The organism is Methanoregula boonei 6A8 (genome assembly GCF_000017625.1).
In the GTDB taxonomy this organism is placed as follows: Archaea; Halobacteriota; Methanomicrobia; order Methanomicrobiales; family Methanospirillaceae; genus Methanoregula; species Methanoregula boonei.
Genome location: NC_009712.1, coordinates 2,526,216 through 2,542,943 on the forward strand (window position 1 = coordinate 2,526,216; position 16,728 = coordinate 2,542,943).

Annotated in this window: 15 protein-coding genes; 7 read left to right on the forward strand and 8 right to left on the reverse strand. The window is 54.2% G+C overall.

Annotated elements, in window-relative coordinates; genetic code table 11:
* From MBOO_RS12785 to MBOO_RS12815, 7 genes are all read right to left on the reverse strand, one after another.
* Complete coding sequence (locus MBOO_RS12785; protein WP_012108024.1) at window positions 1-1,842, reverse strand: DUF2207 domain-containing protein; 1,842 nt, start codon at window positions 1,840-1,842, stop codon at window positions 1-3.
* Between the two features lie 15 nt (window positions 1,843-1,857).
* Entirely contained in the window at window positions 1,858-2,427 is a 570-nt protein-coding gene (locus tag MBOO_RS12790) for a LemA family protein (protein ID WP_012108025.1), read from the reverse strand.
* 308 nt (window positions 2,428-2,735) lie between these two features.
* On the reverse strand, window positions 2,736-3,704 hold the full coding sequence (locus MBOO_RS12795) for an EF-Tu/IF-2/RF-3 family GTPase (protein WP_012108026.1): 969 nt from the start codon (window positions 3,702-3,704) through the stop codon (window positions 2,736-2,738).
* A gap of 115 nt (window positions 3,705-3,819) precedes the next feature.
* Window positions 3,820-5,196, reverse strand: a complete 1,377-nt coding sequence (locus MBOO_RS12800) for a hypothetical protein (RefSeq protein WP_157677710.1) — start codon at window positions 5,194-5,196, stop codon at window positions 3,820-3,822.
* A gap of 200 nt (window positions 5,197-5,396) precedes the next feature.
* Entirely contained in the window at window positions 5,397-6,527 is a 1,131-nt protein-coding gene (locus MBOO_RS12805) for a glycosyltransferase (RefSeq protein WP_012108028.1), read from the reverse strand.
* A gap of 18 nt (window positions 6,528-6,545) precedes the next feature.
* Complete coding sequence (locus tag MBOO_RS12810; protein WP_012108029.1) at window positions 6,546-8,078, reverse strand: glycosyltransferase family 39 protein; 1,533 nt, start codon at window positions 8,076-8,078, stop codon at window positions 6,546-6,548.
* An 80-nt stretch (window positions 8,079-8,158) separates the two neighbouring features.
* Window positions 8,159-9,052 (reverse strand): nucleoside 2-deoxyribosyltransferase, encoded by an 894-nt coding sequence (locus tag MBOO_RS12815; RefSeq protein WP_012108030.1) that lies wholly within the window; start codon window positions 9,050-9,052, stop codon window positions 8,159-8,161.
* Window positions 9,053-9,083: 31 nt separating this feature from the next.
* Between MBOO_RS12815 and MBOO_RS12820 the strand changes: the two genes are divergently transcribed.
* The 7 genes from MBOO_RS12820 to cgi121 all read left to right on the forward strand — a co-directional run bounded on the left by MBOO_RS12820 (window position 9,084) and on the right by cgi121 (window position 16,017).
* On the forward strand, window positions 9,084-9,575 hold the full coding sequence (locus MBOO_RS12820; RefSeq protein ID WP_012108031.1) for a DUF367 family protein: 492 nt from the start codon (window positions 9,084-9,086) through the stop codon (window positions 9,573-9,575).
* Window positions 9,576-9,675: 100 nt separating this feature from the next.
* Window positions 9,676-10,707, forward strand: coding sequence for a type II glyceraldehyde-3-phosphate dehydrogenase (locus tag MBOO_RS12825; RefSeq protein WP_012108032.1), 1,032 nt, complete (start codon window positions 9,676-9,678; stop codon window positions 10,705-10,707).
* A gap of 25 nt (window positions 10,708-10,732) precedes the next feature.
* The gene (locus tag MBOO_RS12830; RefSeq protein ID WP_012108033.1) at window positions 10,733-11,674 is read left to right on the forward strand and encodes a tyrosine--tRNA ligase; all 942 of its coding nucleotides are present in this window, start codon (window positions 10,733-10,735) and stop codon (window positions 11,672-11,674) included.
* A gap of 47 nt (window positions 11,675-11,721) precedes the next feature.
* Window positions 11,722-12,501, forward strand: a complete 780-nt coding sequence (locus tag MBOO_RS12835) for a serine protein kinase RIO (protein ID WP_012108034.1) — start codon at window positions 11,722-11,724, stop codon at window positions 12,499-12,501.
* 82 nt (window positions 12,502-12,583) lie between these two features.
* Window positions 12,584-13,129, forward strand: a complete 546-nt coding sequence (locus tag MBOO_RS12840; RefSeq protein WP_012108035.1) for a KH domain-containing protein — start codon at window positions 12,584-12,586, stop codon at window positions 13,127-13,129.
* Window positions 13,130-13,320: 191 nt separating this feature from the next.
* Window positions 13,321-15,492, forward strand: a complete 2,172-nt coding sequence (locus MBOO_RS12845) for an ATP-dependent DNA helicase (RefSeq protein WP_012108036.1) — start codon at window positions 13,321-13,323, stop codon at window positions 15,490-15,492.
* Window positions 15,493-15,495: 3 nt separating this feature from the next.
* Entirely contained in the window at window positions 15,496-16,017 is a 522-nt protein-coding gene (gene cgi121 / locus MBOO_RS12850; protein ID WP_012108037.1) for a KEOPS complex subunit Cgi121, read from the forward strand.
* A 45-nt stretch (window positions 16,018-16,062) separates the two neighbouring features.
* On the opposite strand, the gene MBOO_RS12855 is transcribed toward cgi121, so the two are convergent.
* Window positions 16,063-16,551, reverse strand: coding sequence for a MogA/MoaB family molybdenum cofactor biosynthesis protein (locus MBOO_RS12855; protein ID WP_048068798.1), 489 nt, complete (start codon window positions 16,549-16,551; stop codon window positions 16,063-16,065).
* Window positions 16,552-16,728 lie beyond the last annotated feature (177 nt).

Consider the following 16,728-nt stretch of genomic DNA (forward strand, 5'->3'; position numbering starts at 1 on the left):
TTACCTTCTTCCCCCGGCGCCGCCGCCACCGAACCCTCCGCCCCCGCCAAATCCGCCGCCAAAACCTCCGCGTCCTCCGCCCCCAAACCCACCAGAGGGCCCTCCCTGGCTCATGGGGACAAAGGCCATAAGGGGCATAAAGACGGTATTCATGCCCATAACCCCCATCGGCACGCCGGTCTCGGCAACCGGGATATTGAGCGCCTTCATGGCCTGCTCCACCTTGTCACCTACCCCAAGCGCCGTGCCGTACACCAGCCAGTCCCCCCACATCGGGAGGTCTTCAGGAGAATACTTCCGGATCAGGGCCATGTCAGAGAGGAAGTGGGTAAAGGCATCCCATTCCAGCTTGTCCTTGTAATGATCGTCTTTCCAGTGCCCAAAGAGTGTAGAGGGGGCAGCCCACGCGATCACCAGCTGGATTACTGCAATGACCAGCAGCACTACGGCCGGGATCAGGCTCACAGACTGCGCCGGCAAAACGAGCGCAAGCATGAAGGTAACGGCGCACGCGACGGCTGCAACGGCAACGAGCGGGGAGATGTGGTCCCTGCCATCCACTACGTATTCATAGACGATCGATGAGTCCGCCCGGGTCGTCACATCGGCAAAGTTCTTCTGGTACAGCAGTGCTTTCTCCTCGGCAAGGCTGTTTGTCTGTGCATTTTTCACAAGCGTTTCCAGGGTTGCCGTAGAAAGCACATTATTCTCAGAGAGCCGCTGGACGAATCCAAGGACGCGCTGCTCGTAGGGATCGGTTGTCTGGGTGGAGAGGATCCGGATCTCCGGGCCTTTCCCGGTTGCAGCGGGCGTAATCTCAATGAGCTTGCGCCTGTGCAGGTCGAGGAGAGTCGCATAATACCCATCTTGGTCGAAATCCAGGGAGTCACCTTTGAAGAGCATGTTCACCTGCCAGGGTTTGAGTGCAGGATTGGGGACGGTGCTCAGGTACGTGGTAACAGTAAACTTCTTCTCTCTCCCGTAGTGGTAGTAGATAAGGAGCAGGAGCAGGGGCACAAGAAGCACTGCAGCATCTGCAAGGTACGAGATGATGGCGGCAATGGTATAGGGCAGGTCGTACCAGAACGCGGCTGAGGCGGTCTGTGCCTGGAGATTTGTGGCATTGGTCCGAAATCCCGGGATCTCGGCAAACCCGCCTTCACCGGCAAGCATCTCAACGGCAATGTCCTGGTTTCCTGCGGCACTGCCGGTGATCGTGTAGGTATCCCCGGTCTTTTCCGCGTGGAGGGTGGGCGGGTATACGTAGATCTGGTTGATGCCATCCGCCGGTACCGTGATCCTGATATCATTGTACGGGACATGGTCCGAACCGGCAAACTGGAAATTGAGGTGCGCAGTTGTCCCGTCGTCCTCGATGGGGGGGTGGACCACGTATGTTGACTGGACAGTATAGGTGCCTGCGTCATAGTACGAGGGGTTGAAAATGCCCACCTCGCTTGTATCGGCCAGGCTGCCCACCTCTTCCTGCACGGCCGGGCTGGATGAGCCGGCAATCGAAACATCGGATGATGCATCTTTTGCATAGCCGACAGAACCGGCGGGCGGGACGATGGAAACAAACTGGATGTACGGCTGGTTACTGGCTGCAAACGTCAGGGGGGCTTCCCACGAGCGGTACAGCATCCGGTATTCACCGGAGTTCTGTACCTGGTAGATGTACTGCTCCTGGAGCGTACCGTTCCCGTACAGGGTGGCTTCGTACGAGCTGACGGCAAGATCCCCGGAAAGAAGGGGGGGGATGATGGAGACGAGGGCCAGCCCGACAATCCCAAGGATGAGCGCGATGATGACAAGGCCGGCAATCTGCCTGGTTTCGCCCACGGCAAAATACCCCCTTTAGAACTCAATCTTCGGCGCAGTCTTGATCTCTTCCTCGAACTGGAGGTATTCGAGCTTGGGCATGCCCGTCATGTGGCCGATGAACTTAGAGGGGATCGTGTCCATCATGGTGTTGAACTCCTGCGAGATGTTGTTGTAGGTGTACCGCTGGCGGGAGATCTCGTTTTCGAGGTCTTTTACCGAGCTCATGAGGCTGGTGACCGTGCTTGCGGTCTTGAGGTCGGGGTAGTTCTCTGCCACGGCAAGCAGCCTGCCAAAGATCGAGCGGGACTCGGCCTCAACCTTGTTGAGGTCGCCGGGTCCTGCGGTCGCAACCGCAGACCGCATGGCGGTGACTTTTGTAAGCGTGTCCTGCTCGAACTTTGCATAGCTCTTGACTGCGCCGAGCAGCTGCTCGATCATGTCAAGCCTCTTCTTCATCGCAACCCGGATCTGCCCGAGCGTTGCTTCGGATGAGTTTTTCAGGGATTGGAAGCGGTTGTAGATGCCCACGGCCCAGAGGACAAGGCCGATGACGACTACGATGATAATGATGAGTATAATCCAGCTGATGATATCGTCCAGCATGTGTATCAGTACACTGATGCATGCGGTACCAGATAATAGTGAGGCCGGGTGTATGGGCCGGTGACCCGCTTAATCCGGAAAAAACCGGATTTTTTTAGTACTTAACCTTGCAGCTGAGCTGTAATGTTATAGCTCAGCTGTAAGATTACAAACACCTTCCCGCCGGAGAGGGCCGGAAAAACGGGTGGATCCGGGACGGGTCAATGATAAAAAAACCGGGACCGGCCCGGGAAATTTTTTCCCGGATGGCCCGGCTGCCAAAAACGGGTCCGGCAGATCCCTGAACCGGCACCGGGAAAAAGGGAGGGTTATGCGATGGTCAGGGTTCCTACGATCCGGAGTTTGCCGCCTTCGAGGTAGTGCAGAACCACCCGGGCCCCGGGAGGGTACACCAGTTCTTTTTCCAGGGTAAAGGTGAGTTCGGGCATCCTCCAGTCCCCGTCAGCGGTTACTTTGGTGAGACGCGAGGGGAGGAACTGCATCCAGTGACCTAGGTAGATCACCATATCTTCCTTTAAGGGCGCCGGCCAGTATTTGACCAGCTGTGCCTTTCCGGTGACAACGGACGAATATTTTATTGCCGGATCGTTGGTGAGGACATACCCCCGGTCCAGGTCATCGGATTCAACCCCCTTGAGCGCCAGGCCGGCCCGGTCGCCGGTGGCCGCGGTCTCGGCATCGTCATCGTGCTTCTGGATGGAGCGGATCTGGGCGACTTTCGTGGTCGGGAGCACCTTGAGCGAGTCATGTTTTTTTATCACGCCATGGGTCACACACCCGAGGACAACGGTGCCGACGCCCTTGACATTGAAATGGTGATCAATGGGAAGGGTGCCGTTGCCGCCCTCTTTTGCCTTCTGATGGGCAGTCATCTTTGCCGCAGCTTCAAGCAGCTTTTCCCGGATGCCGATCGGGTCGTTCTCGGCAGTTTCGTAGTGCTCAAGCACGGTGCCCTTGACAAGGGGCGCGATCTGATCCATGGAGAGGTAGTTGCGGAAGATGAGGGATCCTTGCGTTTTTCCGGCACACTGGAGCATCAGGACGATTTCGCCGAAAGTTGCAGTGATCTCATCAACAACGACAATGACGCGATCGGCAAGGGTTATCGCATAAAAAAGCGAAGAGAGTTTTTCCGGGTACCGCGTAGGCTCAATAAAGGTGACTGTGGCTTCGCCTTTCTTGAGATTGTAAAAGGTGATATCGCTCGTTGTCCCCTTCTTCCCGAGTGCATCGGAAAAGCCGTTTGGGGCCAGGACCGCGACGGTGATGTTGGACATGGTAGGTGACTATTGGCTTTGAGATAGTATTAGGATTTAGGTACGGAGATATCTGAATTTGAGAGCGGAATATGGATGCTCCCGATCCGGTCAAAAAAGGATCGGGATTAACGGATTATTCCGTTTTTTTCTGCTGTTGTCTCCCCGGTATGCGATCGAGAAGCATACGGAGATGGGCCCCGGTCGGCCGTACTGCCACGTACATGAGAAGGAGATAGGTTACGATATCGATCGTAAACAACGCTAGGGCACAATACCAGCCCGATGTTCCCGGGGCGCCGGAATATGCCGTGTTGGTGTACAGTGTGCCAAACGACAGCGGGAATTCAATATATGTGATTGCCTGTGTAGCATAAAAAAGGAGGATCCCCGGGAGGGAATCTGCCACAAGGAGACAGACAAAGGGCGTGTACCACACAACATATTGCGGGCTGTGGTATGCCATGCAGAACACAACTGCGAAGATCGAGACGGCAAGAAGTTTTATCAGGAAACGGGCGTCCTTGTGCGGCTCAACATATGCAATAGCAAACAGGAAAAGCAGGAGCAGCCCCATAAGGCCATACATCAGGAGCGAGACTTCCGATATGGAGATCCCAAGATTCAGGACCGTATTGAGGTATGCATATACCGTATAGGTTGCAGTATTGACATAAATCGCCGACCTGATGATACTGCCTGAGATATATGAAAGGATAATACCGGGTTTCAGGATTAGAATCGGAACAACGAAGATGACCGCGACCGGTATGCTAACCTTAAGGAGATTAATCACTTCCTGCCGGAGCGAGGTCGATTTGGCATTATAGAGTGCTACAAACGGAAGGGCTATGCCCGGGAAAATTTTGGCCAGGAAACCGAAAACAAGGGCGATATATCCCCGGATACTTCTGTTATAGACCGTAAAGAGTACCGCGAGCATCAGGAGGCAGGTGGGGAATGCATCGTATTTGGTCAGGACAAAATAACCAACTGAAAATGCTGTTGCATAGAGAAAGGCAGCGATGAAGGCGGTCTTTTCGTCATAGAGTTTCAGGCCAATCAGATAGATACACACCACAATGACGATGTCGCAGATCACCATCAGGAACTGGAACGAGAGTACAAAAATCCCGGCACTGTCAAACAGGATCCCCGGGATAAAGGCAAGGAATATAGGGATTAAGGCAAAGGGAGGGTAATCGAAACCAAAATCCGCATACGGTACCTGACCCTGCATCACATTGACTGCTGCCTGCAGATAGTACTGGAAATCGAAATAATCGATAAACGAATGGAAAACAGAGGTGGTGAAAAACACGATGGCAAACTTGACAATGATGGCAAGGAGAATAAGAAGAAGAAGGTGACGTTTTGCCTGTGCGGCATCTATACCATTACACGTAACGCCAAATAAGGAAAAACCAGACAGCGTTTTCCTTTTTTTTACACTGGCACCGGAAACCGGCTCCGCATTACTCTGAGAGGTAGTCAGATCTTTTTTCTTGCTCATAATCCCCCATCAATACGCGCGAGACCCATAACACCAGGTACCCGGTTCATGTTTGCGCTCTCTTATCGTACTCATATTGTTCCTTCCCTATAATGATTCTTAACCGGTTCCGGGGAGGGCGATGGCACCGAACGGAGAATACGGGACTAGCGGGTACCCGTTCCCTGATTATCGTGGTCTGGCAGATCTGCAGGTTTTTTTTATTTTTCCTGGCTCGGTACTACCTGCCCGGATTTTTTCCACGTCACCCGCCGGTTTACCAGAAAATTCCATGCAAACGCCACAACGATACCCAGAATATTGGCAACCCGGTAGTCAACACCAACATACAGGGCAAGGGCATTGAGGATAACAAAATTTATCGCTGCCCCTCCGAGGGAAACAACCTGAAACGAGAGAAGACGCTGCCACCAATGAGGCAGGGCGTGCTGCCCGGTTTTGAACGTCCAGCTGTCGTTGAGGATAAAATTGCTCAGGATCGAGAGCTCAATGGAAATAATACTTGCAACCGGCAGGGCAAACTGTGCATAGCTCCTGAGATAGATGAGAAGCCCTTCGTTGACGATAATGCCCGTGAGCCCAACTATCCCGAACCGGAACAGCTTGACCCATTCCTGCCAGACCACGCTCCCGTGGTGGTTCCATGAGAATCGTGCATTGTCCAGAACCTGTGCGGCGTACTCGATGATTGTGCGCCACCCGAGTTTGCTCGATCCGATTGCCCGGTCAACAAATTCAAACGGGATCTCCTTTACTGTATGCCAAGTGCCCTTGCCCAGTACCTCAAGCAGGATCTTGTAGCCTCTGGGCCTGAGCGGCGCATGATCTACAACACCCCTTTTTACTGCAAAAAAGCCGCTCACCGGATCGTGAATCTCCGGAAATAGGAGCCGGCCCAGAAAGGTTGCCCCAAGGGAGATAATACGCCGTTTTAGCGGCCATTTTTTTATCCCGCCGCCCTCCATGTACCGGCTTCCGATGACAATGTCATTTCCCGCCCGGATCTCTGCAAGCATGAGGGGAATGTGTTCCGGCGGGTGGGAGAGATCGGCATCGATCACAAGAAAGATATCCGATTGCGCTCTCCGGAACCCTTCGACGACAGACTGGGAGAGCCCGGGATCTTCGATCCTTACCGCAAGGCTGAGATAAGGCAGGGTCTTCTGCATCTCTCGTACCAGTTCGATGGTCCGGTCCGGAGAATTGTCATCAACGATAAGGATCTCCCCATTGATCCTATTCTGCAAAAAAACCGCATCCACGGCCTTGATAATGGTACCGATGTTGGACTCTTCCTTGAAGGTGGGAATGATAACGGTCAGGTCGTACATTGGGAGCACCAGAAAAATTTAGGATCGGGTAAAAAGGTAGACTTCCCCTGTTGCATCCGAACCGGCATAGGTGGTATTATTCTTGAGCCACTGTAGTGCATCGCCATTCGTATCGGCAGCGCTGATATCGCCGGTAACTACATAATACGTTGTATGGTTGCCACTCTCCGCCAAAATCCGGTCCAAATCTGCAGCCGTTGTTGCCCCATACTCAGTAGTTTGTGTCTTTACTGAGGAGTAGTAATAATCCAGAGGCTGGTCTACGTACCCGGGAACGGAGACCACCACATCGCCCGGCTGGACCTTCTGCTCGAGCGCCGCGGAAAAGCCTCTCCAGTCTTCCTTTGAATAGCTTGAATAATAGCCCGCAAGAACCGGGGCACTGATAACAAGAAGGACTGCAATAAACCCGTATACCGCGGCCCGGGTATTCCACAATGAGTAAATGGCACGGTAGGAAACGGCAATTCCGAGGAAAAATACTATACTTAAGAATATGAGATACCGGGGGAGCATCGGCATTTTGAACGACAGAACATAGCTGATCACAAAAGTAAGGACCGTGATCAGCACAAGAAAAATCCCCTTACCCTTTTCGATGCGGAATGCCTGGATAATGCCAATGACAAAGAATGCCACCAGCAGGAATGCGATATACAGGTTCATGCCGGCTACCTGGACAAAGGTCTCAAAGATGATGTCAAGCCCCTGTATGCCGTACGTTGGCGCAGAAGACGTCCGGAGAACGAAGAGCTGGAGAGTGACGATTATGAGGGGGAGCGTCAGGATGGCAAAAACAACACCAGCTGCCACCAGCATCTTGAGATTACCCAGTTCGGTCCGGATCCGGGGTGCCCATTCAATGAGGGCAAAGAGCACAAGCGCCCCAATCATCACCAGCGCATAGAAATGAGACCAGAATGCAAGCGCTGAAAAGAGACCGAAGAGTACCCAGTGAAGCAGGCTGCCGGACTTCATCGCTTTCAGGAAAAAAAGGGTGGCAAGCGCAACAAAAAAGAGCATCATCATATACGCTCTGGCTTCCTGCGAGTAATAGATCAGGAACGGGGAGAACGCACATGCAGAGGCAGCGATGAGCCCGGCATTCCGATCGAGGAACTCCTTTCCTATCAGGTAAAAAAGCGGGATGGCAAGGACACCCAGAAGGGCAGGGACAAAGCGCAGGATGACCTCGTTATTCCCAAGCATGAGCATGACATGTTCAACCCAGTAAAAGAGCGGAGGGTTGAACTCGCCACCGGCAGTGACCTGCCAGATATCGGCAAACGATTTGACGGAGATAGTATAGGTACTCGCCTCATCCAGCCACAGGGAGTTAAAGCCGAGGTCGTAGAATCGGAGGAAGAGACCGCCGAGCGTGAGGAGAATGAGGGCCTGGATGTACCGGCTTCCGGCAACAACCGATCGAATATTTGCGACAGAAAGATCCCTGAACGTTCCAAGAGGAGATTTGTACCCTTCATCGAGATCGCACTCCTCACCGCGGTCCCGGATATTTTTCGGCTCACGCCCTGGTCCCTTTTTCGCCATTCGCTCTCACTACCAATTGGTCGGGATTCAGATATAATTTGCCTGCATCTCTCTTCAGAAAAAATGAGAGGCTTCGCCTCTTACAAACGCGATCCCAGAGATTGCAAGGAGGGCTTGTCTTCCGGCTCGTACGTTGTCGGAAGGGCCCCTACAGCGGCAAAAAGGGCCTCTTTGCTTGTTACCACCTTTGACGATTGCTCGAGCATGAGGTTTACACGCTCATGACTGCCGATCAAACGAAAGTCTGTCCTGAGCGCGATTACAGTTTTCCCGAGGGCTGAAGCATATCCCATCTCCCATGCAGTGCCTGAATCCGCATCCGCCCCGTCAATGATGGCAACGATGATATCTGCATCCCGGATCGCCTGTTTGTTACACTGGCAGATCTGAGCGTTTTTATTTTTCTCCCGAACCGCCCGGTTATCACCGGTCTCCTGCGGGAGGAACACATCAAAACAGCGAGACCTGAGATCTTCTGCAATGGCCGCATTATAGGTTCGCTCTGCTTCTGAAAAGAGAGGGCCGGCAAGATAGATCCGGTAGCGGGAGAATGCGTAGACATCCCGTGCCGGGATCTCCTGGAACCGGGCGTAAAAGACGCCCCGACCGGCCCGTTTTGCCGGCTTGTCACCTTCGGCACCGTAATATGTGGCCGTGACCCCGCAGGTTGGCGAGGAGTTGACGCCGAGGATGCAGAGCGGCGGCCCCCGCTCTTTTACAATATCGTTTACCTTCACGGAGAGCTCATCAAGGAGGACGGCAAATTCAGGGGTGTTGAGGCGCTCCAGGAACGTACCTGGCTCGCGATCCGGGCCAAGGTACAGCGTTTCAGGGCATGGAAGTGGTATGACCTCGATCTTAAACTTCCTGCACCGCCCGATGGATCGCGCAAACGCCGCAATATCCGCGGGACGGGTAATGCCTTTTGCCCGCAGGGATGGAGATAAAATGCAGGGGGAGCAGAGAACGTACATTGATAGGAGAGGTATGCTCACAGAATAATCAATGATTCCGCTCCTTGCCTACCGGGACAACAGCTGCGACCCCAGGAAGTGCACGGTAAAAAAGCTGGAGCGGGCGGGATTCCTGCGGATAGTAAAGACGATCTCGCAGATCCCGCGAAACACCCTGCTTCTGGACCCGACCGCGGAAAAGGCCCTCTCCCCGGAGGACAAAAACGTAAAATCGATCACCGCTCTCGACTGCTCGTGGGAGGTGCTCGATACCGGTGCGGTCAGCTCGTGGAGGATCCGGAGGGCATTACCTTTCCTCATGGCCGCAAACCCCGTCAACTTCGGCAAGCCCTGCAAACTCACCTCCATCGAGGCGATAGCGGCGGCTCTCTATATCCTCGGAGAACAGGAGCGGGCCTCACAGATCCTCGGTTGCGTCAGCTGGGGAGTCCGGTTCCTGGAGGTCAACAAAGAACCGCTGGAGCTCTATGCCACGGCAAAGGACAGCACCGAAGTCGTGAAGTTCCAGTCGCTCTTCCTGTGATTCTTGATTTCTGGGTTTTAGTTCCCGAAAAAGGCGGCGGACTGGCCCATAGTACCAAACAAGCAATCTTTATCTCATCCCGTTCCTACAGATTCGGTATATGATCAAGGTTGCCATCAACGGGTACGGTACCATCGGGAAGCGTGTCGCCGATGCGGTTGCAGCCCAGAAAGACATGAAAGTGATCGGCGTCTCAAAGACCCGCCCGAATGCCGAGGCCTTTATCGCAAAGCAGCGGGGATATCCCCTCTATATTGCAGACCTCTCAAAGAAGGCGGCGTTTGAGAAGGCAGGCCTTACGGTGGCCGGTTCTGTCGAGGACATGTGCAAGGCAGCCGATGTTATTGTTGATGCAACCCCGGGGGACATCGGTGTTACCAACAAGCCGCTCTATGAGAAGCTCGGGAAAAAGGCACTCTGGCAGGGAGGCGAGGACCACGAGGTTGCCGGGTTCTCCTTCAACTCGTCCTGTAACTTCAAGGATGCCATTGGCCGTCAGTTTATCCGCGTAGTCTCCTGCAACACCACCGGCCTGTGCCGGATCATAAACGAGGTGGACAAGGCTTTTGGCGTCGAGCACGTCCATGCAATCATGGTGCGCAGGGGATCCGACCCCGGTGAGATCAAGAAAGGACCAATTGATGCGGTTGTTCTCGATCCGGTGACGGTCCCGAGCCACCACGGCCCCGATGTCCAGACTGTGCTTCCCCATATTTCGATCACCACGATGGCAATGATCGTTCCGACTACGATGATGCACATGCACGCTGTCCGGATCACAACCAAAAAAGAAGTGAACCGCGAGAAAGTGATCGAGCTTATCAAGAACCACCCACGCCTGGGCCTTGTCAAGAAATCAGCAGGGATCAAAAGCACTGCCGAACTCAAGGAGTTTGCCATGGATCTCGGCCGGCAGCGTGCCGACCTGTACGAAAACTGTATCTTTGAAGACTCGATCTACGCGAACAAGAACGAGCTCTGCTTTTTCCAAGCCATCCACCAAGAAGCCGATGTTGTTGTCGAGAACGTGGATGCGATTCGCGCAATGACCAGCCTCGCAAATGACGGCACCGCATCCATAAAGCTCACCAACGACGCCTTACATTTTGTCCCTATCCAGAATAACCATTAACTCCCTCAATCACCCATTCTTTTTAATGGACGCGTTTGAACGGGCAACGAGGAACACGGTCGAGATCGTCACCGAAGACGAACTCCGCGCACTCCTTGCCCGGCCCACCAAGAAAGTGTACGCAGGGTACGAGCCAAGCGGGGAGATCCACCTTGGCCACCTCGTCACTGTCAATAAGCTTGTCGATCTTCAGGCGGCAGGCTTCGAAGTCACAGTCCTCCTCGCCGACCTCCACGCCTTTTTAAACCGGAAAGGAACGCTTGAAAAGGTCGGGGAACTTGCCGAGTATAACCGCCGCTGCTTTGAAGGGCTTGGCCTTAAAAACGTCCGGTATATCCTTGGTTCCGATCTCCAGCTCAACCGTGAGTACGAACTTCTGGTCCACCAGCTCTCCCAGCAGATCACCCTTGCCCGGGCAACCCGGAGCATGGATGAAGTGGGCCGGCAGATGGACCACCCGACTGTCTCGCAGATGGTGTACCCGATCATGCAGATGGCCGATATAGCGATGCTTGGCGTTGATGCGGCAGTCGGCGGGATCGACCAGCGAAAGATCCATATGCTCGCAAGAGAGCACCTGCCCAACTTCAAGTATCCCTCCCCGGTCTGTATCCACACACCCATCTTAAACGGCCTTGACGGTAAGAAGATGTCCTCCTCGCAGGGGAACTATATCTCGGTTGCAGACAGCGAAGACGAGATCAAAAAGAAGTGCCAGAAGGCGTTCTGCCCGCTGGAGATCGCGGAAAACCCCGTCCTTCAGATCTTCCAGCACCATATCTTCCCCCGCCTGCCCGGGATCACGATAAAACGGCCGGAGAAGTTTGGCGGCGACCTGACCTTCACCTCGTACGGGGAGCTCGAGACCGCGTACGCGAACAAGGAGATCCACCCGCTTGACCTCAAGAAAGCCTGCGGCGATGGGCTCGTTGAGATCCTTGCCCCAGTGCGCGACTATATCCGCTAAAAGGCGAGAAGATTCCCGGTACGAGATGACCCGGGGGCCGGTTCTTTGTGAAGATCGAAAAGAAGGAGGAAGGATTCGACAAGCGCCTTTCCGAGATGGGGATCCGGATAAAGGACGCAAACACCTTCAAGGTCAGCGAAAACGTCTTTGACGAGGTAACCCTCCTTGCCCTCTACAAGCTGGTCCACAAGAAATGGCTCTCGGCTCTCGGGGGCTCTATCAGCACCGGGAAAGAGGCGAATGTTTTTTTAGCCGATCGGGGGGACGGGGTCGTTGCGATCAAGATCTACCGGATCCAGTCGGCGAACTTTACCACCATGAGCTCCTACATCCAGGGAGACCGCAGGTTTACCAATGTCAAGAAATCGAGAAAGGAACTTGTCTTTGCCTGGACAAAAAAGGAATTTTCAAACCTTGCCCGGGCAAAAGAGGCAGGACTCCCCGTGCCGGAGCCGCTGGTCTTTGACCGGAACATCCTTATCATGTCTTTTCTGGGTGAAGATGAACGGCCGTACCCCCAGCTGAGGAACGTGGAGCTCGACGATGCTGAAACCGTCTACACCTCGGTCACCGGCATGATCGATACGCTGTACAAGAAAGCGGAGCTCGTGCATGGTGACTTAAGCGAGTTCAATATATTGTACCATGACCAACCATATCTCATCGATATGGGGCAGTCGGTCACCCGCGATCACCCGCGTGCCCTCCAGTTCTTGATGCGGGACATCCGCAACATGAACCGGTTTTTCAAGAAGAAGGGCTGCGAAGTAAAAACGGAATACGAGATCTTTAACGCGGTGACCGGCCTTACCGTATCACAGCCATGATACCCGCATACATCACCCCCAAAAAGGAAAGAAGTGCATCAGACAGGAGCACAGGAACGCCGGCGGGAAAGGAGAGAGAACAATGATACAGGAATTAAAGATTGCAACAAGCAGGGTAGGCGTCCTGATTGGAAAGGGCGGCTCGACAAAAAAAGAGCTCGAGGAAAAGACCCACACAACGATCTCCATCGACAGCAAGGAGGGGCTTGTCAAAGTCGAGGCTGCCGAGGAAAATGCAATCCCGCTCCTGCGGGCCGTAGAGATTATAAACGCACTCAATGCCGGTTTCTCCCCCCAGCGCGCTTTTGAAATGATCGAAGACGAGGATCTCCTTCTCGATATCATCGATCTTTCGCGGGTAGCGGACAACCCCCGGCAGCTCGACCGGCTTCGGGGCCGGATCATCGGAAAGGACGGACGCGCCCGCGAGCAGATCGAGAACATGACTGACGTTGACATCTCGGTCTTCGGCCACACCGTCGGCCTGATCGGGTACCCCGAGCAGATGAAGATAGCGAGGGCGGCCATCGACATGCTCATCGAGGGTGTCCCCCACGAGAACGTCTTTGCATTCCTCGACAAGAAGAAGAAAGAGGCCAAGCAGGACATGATCAGTTACTATTACTGATCCATTTCCACCTCCCGTCCCCGTTTTTTTTATTTTAGTCCGCCGGAAAGACATTTCCGGTCCGTGCGGTTCCGGCGGGACAGCCCGAATAATGGCAGGCCGCCGGCCGGAGATAAAGGGCAACCCTCAATGCACCGGGCAACAAACGATCAACAGGAAATTCCTTCACAAGGCCCCCGGAGTAAACTACCATGCAGATCCAGGATCTCGCAATACCCGAACCCCTCAGGCAACAGTACCTGGGGCTAGGGATCCGCGAGCTCTATCCTCCGCAGGCAGCTTGTGTCGAGAGAGGCCTCTTGGACGGGAAAAACCTCCTTGTCGCGATCCCGACCGCGAGCGGCAAGACGCTGATTGCAGAGATGGCAATGCATCGCCACATCGCTAATGGCGGAAAGTGCCTGTATATTGTTCCCTTAAAGGCCCTCGCTTCGGAAAAATACGAAGAATTCGGGAACAAAGGGGTAAAGGTCGGCCTCTCGACCGGAGACCTTGATCGACGCGACGATGCCCTCGGGAAAAACGATATTATTGTTGCAACAAGCGAGAAGGTGGACTCGCTCCTCCGAAACGGCGCCCGCTGGATCCCGGATATCACGCTTGTTGTCATAGACGAGATACACTTAATCGACTCCCCGGACCGGGGGCCAACACTCGAGATGGTGATCGCAAAGATGCGGTCAAAGAACCCGGGCATGCAGCTCATCGGCCTCTCGGCAACGATAGGAAACCCAAAGGTGCTTGCCGGGTGGCTTGACGCGGAACTCGTCACAAGCTCCTGGCGGCCGGTGGACCTCCGGCAGGGCGTCTTCTACGACAACCGGATCCAGTTTGCGGAAAGGATGCGGCCCGTAAAGCAGGTCTCGAAAAACTACGATGACCTCAACCTCTGCCTGGATACCATCGCAGAAGGGGGGCAGTGCCTGGTCTTTGTCTCTTCGCGAAGGAACGCGGAGGCCTTTGCAAAGAGGGCAGCCGGGGCGATCAAAAGTGAAGATGCAGCACTTGCCGCATGCGCCGAACGATTGCTCGAAGGCACACCGACCGAAATGGTAAAGACGCTTGCCGCATGCGTTGCAAAAGGGGCGGCCTTCCACCATGCGGGTCTGAGCCGGAAGGAGCGGTCAATCGTGGAAGAGGCGTTCCGTAAGAACCTGCTCAAGTGCATCTCCTCGACCCCGACGCTCGCCGCCGGCCTCAACCTGCCCGCCCGCCGGGTGATTATCCGGGACTACCTCCGGTTTTCCGCCGGCGAAGGTATGCAGCCGATCCCGGTAAGCGAGTACCGCCAGATGGCAGGAAGGGCCGGCCGGCCCCGTCTCGATCCGTACGGTGAGGCCGTGCTGATAGCAAAAGAAGCCGAGCAGGTGCCGGAGCTCTTTGAGGTCTACATCGAGGCAGAGGCAGAGGATGTTCATTCACGGATTGCAGAACCGACCGCGCTTTACACTCATGTCCTCTCTCTTGTAGCCTCGGGATTTGCCGGAACCCGGGGAGAACTTACCGAATTCATGAACCGCTCGTTCTATGTCCACGAGCATAAGCAGGGCCGGCTTATCCACCGGGCAATCGATGAGGCGCTCCAGTTCCTGATCACGGCAGAGATGGTTGTTGAAGTGGGCGAGCACATCGGGGCAACGGAACTCGGGACCCTTGTCTCCCGGATGTACATCGATCCAAGGAGCGCCTTTGCCATTGTCACAACCCTGCGGGAGCAGGAGAAGTACGCGGATCTCGGCCTTATCCAGCTCATCTGTACCACCCCGGATATGCCGACTCTGTACGCAAAGAATGCCGATCTCCCGGCGCTCTCCCGGATGCTTGAAGTACGGGGGGCAGATATCTGGCTCCCGCCCCCACTGGATGACGACGCAGCCGAGACCTACTACCGGGCGGTAAAGACCGCAATGCTCCTTTCTGACTGGACCGATGAGCTCTCCGAGGAGAAGATCTGCGAGCGGTACGGCGTGGGGCCCGGGGATGTGTTCGGGATGGTCGAGAACATCAACTGGCTGCTCCACGCAACAAGTCAGCTGGCCCGGATGTTTGTCCCGAAATTTTACGGGCAGATCGCGGATTGCGAGATCTGCATGAAGAATGGAATACGGCGCGAACTCCTCCCGCTCGTCCGGCTGCGTGGCATCGGACGCGTCCGTGCCCGGCGGCTCTTCAACAACGGCATTACCTCACCGGAAGAATTATCCCGGCACAAAAAAGAGGATTTGGTGAAGATCCTTGGTTCAGGCATTGCTGAGCAGGTACTGGAACAACTGCATCCAAGCAAAGACACCGGGAAAAAAGAGCCTCCAAGCGGAGATAAGAATACAAATCCAGGCCAGTCGACTCTGTTTCATTTCGGGTGAGCGATGGACGACACGGAAAGTTCCTGCACGATCCGGTATGCGGAAGTAACAGTTACAGAGCCAGATATCCTGCTTGAGGTACTCCGGGCAATTGCCGATCGGGCAGGATCCTGCATTGTCTGCTTTGATGCTGACAAGCTCGCCGGTCAGGTACATGCCAAGGCAGCACTCCGGTTAGCCCGCCGATCCTTGGAGGCCGGGGCGGCAATATCCCACTCCTTCGAGATGGAGGCACTGCTTTATGCTGCCGGAAGCAGGCAGTGCAGCACCGCGGTATCCTTTGGCCTGCACAAAGGTGAAAATCACCTCTATGTCTGCTGCTGCCCGGCTACGGAGGGAATCTGGGATCTACTATCTAATCAATTGCAGTTCCGTGCCGGGCCAAGTGAGGATCTTTCACCGGAGAGAAAGAACCAGCTTATGATTCTCTTTGCGATTTCCCCGGCCGAATGTGCTGCCGCCGGGGAAAACCGTCTCCGGGATCTGGTGCTAGAACGGGTGGCACTTCTCGATGTAAGCAAATGAGGGCTCATCAGTTGTCGAGGCTCATTTTAGGTTAGAAAAGACAAATTACCGGTTCGCGTGGGAGAGGATATGATCGATCTCCGGTAAAATCAGGGTTTTTGTGGCAAGAGTTACTGCAGCAGTTGAACCAGGAATGCAGAAAATGGCCTTTCCCTGAATGGTGCCGGCAACAGCCCTAGAAAGCATTGAGGATGTCCCGATCTCCTCATAACTTTTCATCCGGAACAGCTCGCCAAATCCATCCATCCTCTTTTCCAGAAGTGGAGAGACTGCCTCAATGGTACAATCATCGTGGGTCAGCCCGGTTCCCCCATTGATAATGACACAATTGCAGGTCCGGATCGCCTGGTACAATTCGGTACGAATTGCTTCGATCTTATCCGGTACAACCGCATAATGCCGGATAAGAATCTTTGCTTCTGTAAGAATGGCCTGAATAGACTTTCCACTGGTATCTTTTTCCTGATTCCGGGAGGTAGAGACTGTGATCACCCCTGCAATAACTGTAACGGGTTGGAGGTGTTCCTGTTTCATGGTATGTATTGATTCTTTTGTTGTTTGCTCATTAATTGAAGCATTGTTCCTGCCTATACAAAATTTTTTTGTCTTTTTTTTATAAAACAGAAGGAACCCCATTATTTCCAGTGGAGACATGAATGTTATCTCATTATGTTGATTCTGATTCATCTCTGATTTTAATTTAATTCGATT

Bases quoted from the DNA above. Each gene is read 5' to 3' on its own strand.
- MBOO_RS12790 (WP_012108025.1), bottom strand. From the start codon at position 2,427: ATGCTGGACGATATCATCAGCTGGATTATACTCATCATTATCATCGTA.
- MBOO_RS12795 (WP_012108026.1), bottom strand. From the start codon at position 3,704: ATGTCCAACATCACCGTCGCGGTCCTGGCCCCAAACGGCTTTTCCGAT.
- MBOO_RS12800 (WP_157677710.1), bottom strand. From the start codon at position 5,196: ATGAGCAAGAAAAAAGATCTGACTACCTCTCAGAGTAATGCGGAGCCG.
- MBOO_RS12805 (WP_012108028.1), bottom strand. From the start codon at position 6,527: ATGTACGACCTGACCGTTATCATTCCCACCTTCAAGGAAGAGTCCAAC.
- MBOO_RS12810 (WP_012108029.1), bottom strand. From the start codon at position 8,078: ATGGCGAAAAAGGGACCAGGGCGTGAGCCGAAAAATATCCGGGACCGC.
- MBOO_RS12815 (WP_012108030.1), bottom strand. From the start codon at position 9,052: ATGTACGTTCTCTGCTCCCCCTGCATTTTATCTCCATCCCTGCGGGCA.
- MBOO_RS12820 (WP_012108031.1), top strand. From the start codon at position 9,084: ATGATTCCGCTCCTTGCCTACCGGGACAACAGCTGCGACCCCAGGAAG.
- MBOO_RS12825 (WP_012108032.1), top strand. From the start codon at position 9,676: ATGATCAAGGTTGCCATCAACGGGTACGGTACCATCGGGAAGCGTGTC.
- MBOO_RS12830 (WP_012108033.1), top strand. From the start codon at position 10,733: ATGGACGCGTTTGAACGGGCAACGAGGAACACGGTCGAGATCGTCACC.
- MBOO_RS12840 (WP_012108035.1), top strand. From the start codon at position 12,584: ATGATACAGGAATTAAAGATTGCAACAAGCAGGGTAGGCGTCCTGATT.
- MBOO_RS12845 (WP_012108036.1), top strand. From the start codon at position 13,321: ATGCAGATCCAGGATCTCGCAATACCCGAACCCCTCAGGCAACAGTAC.
- cgi121 (WP_012108037.1), top strand. From the start codon at position 15,496: ATGGACGACACGGAAAGTTCCTGCACGATCCGGTATGCGGAAGTAACA.
- MBOO_RS12855 (WP_048068798.1), bottom strand. From the start codon at position 16,551: ATGAAACAGGAACACCTCCAACCCGTTACAGTTATTGCAGGGGTGATC.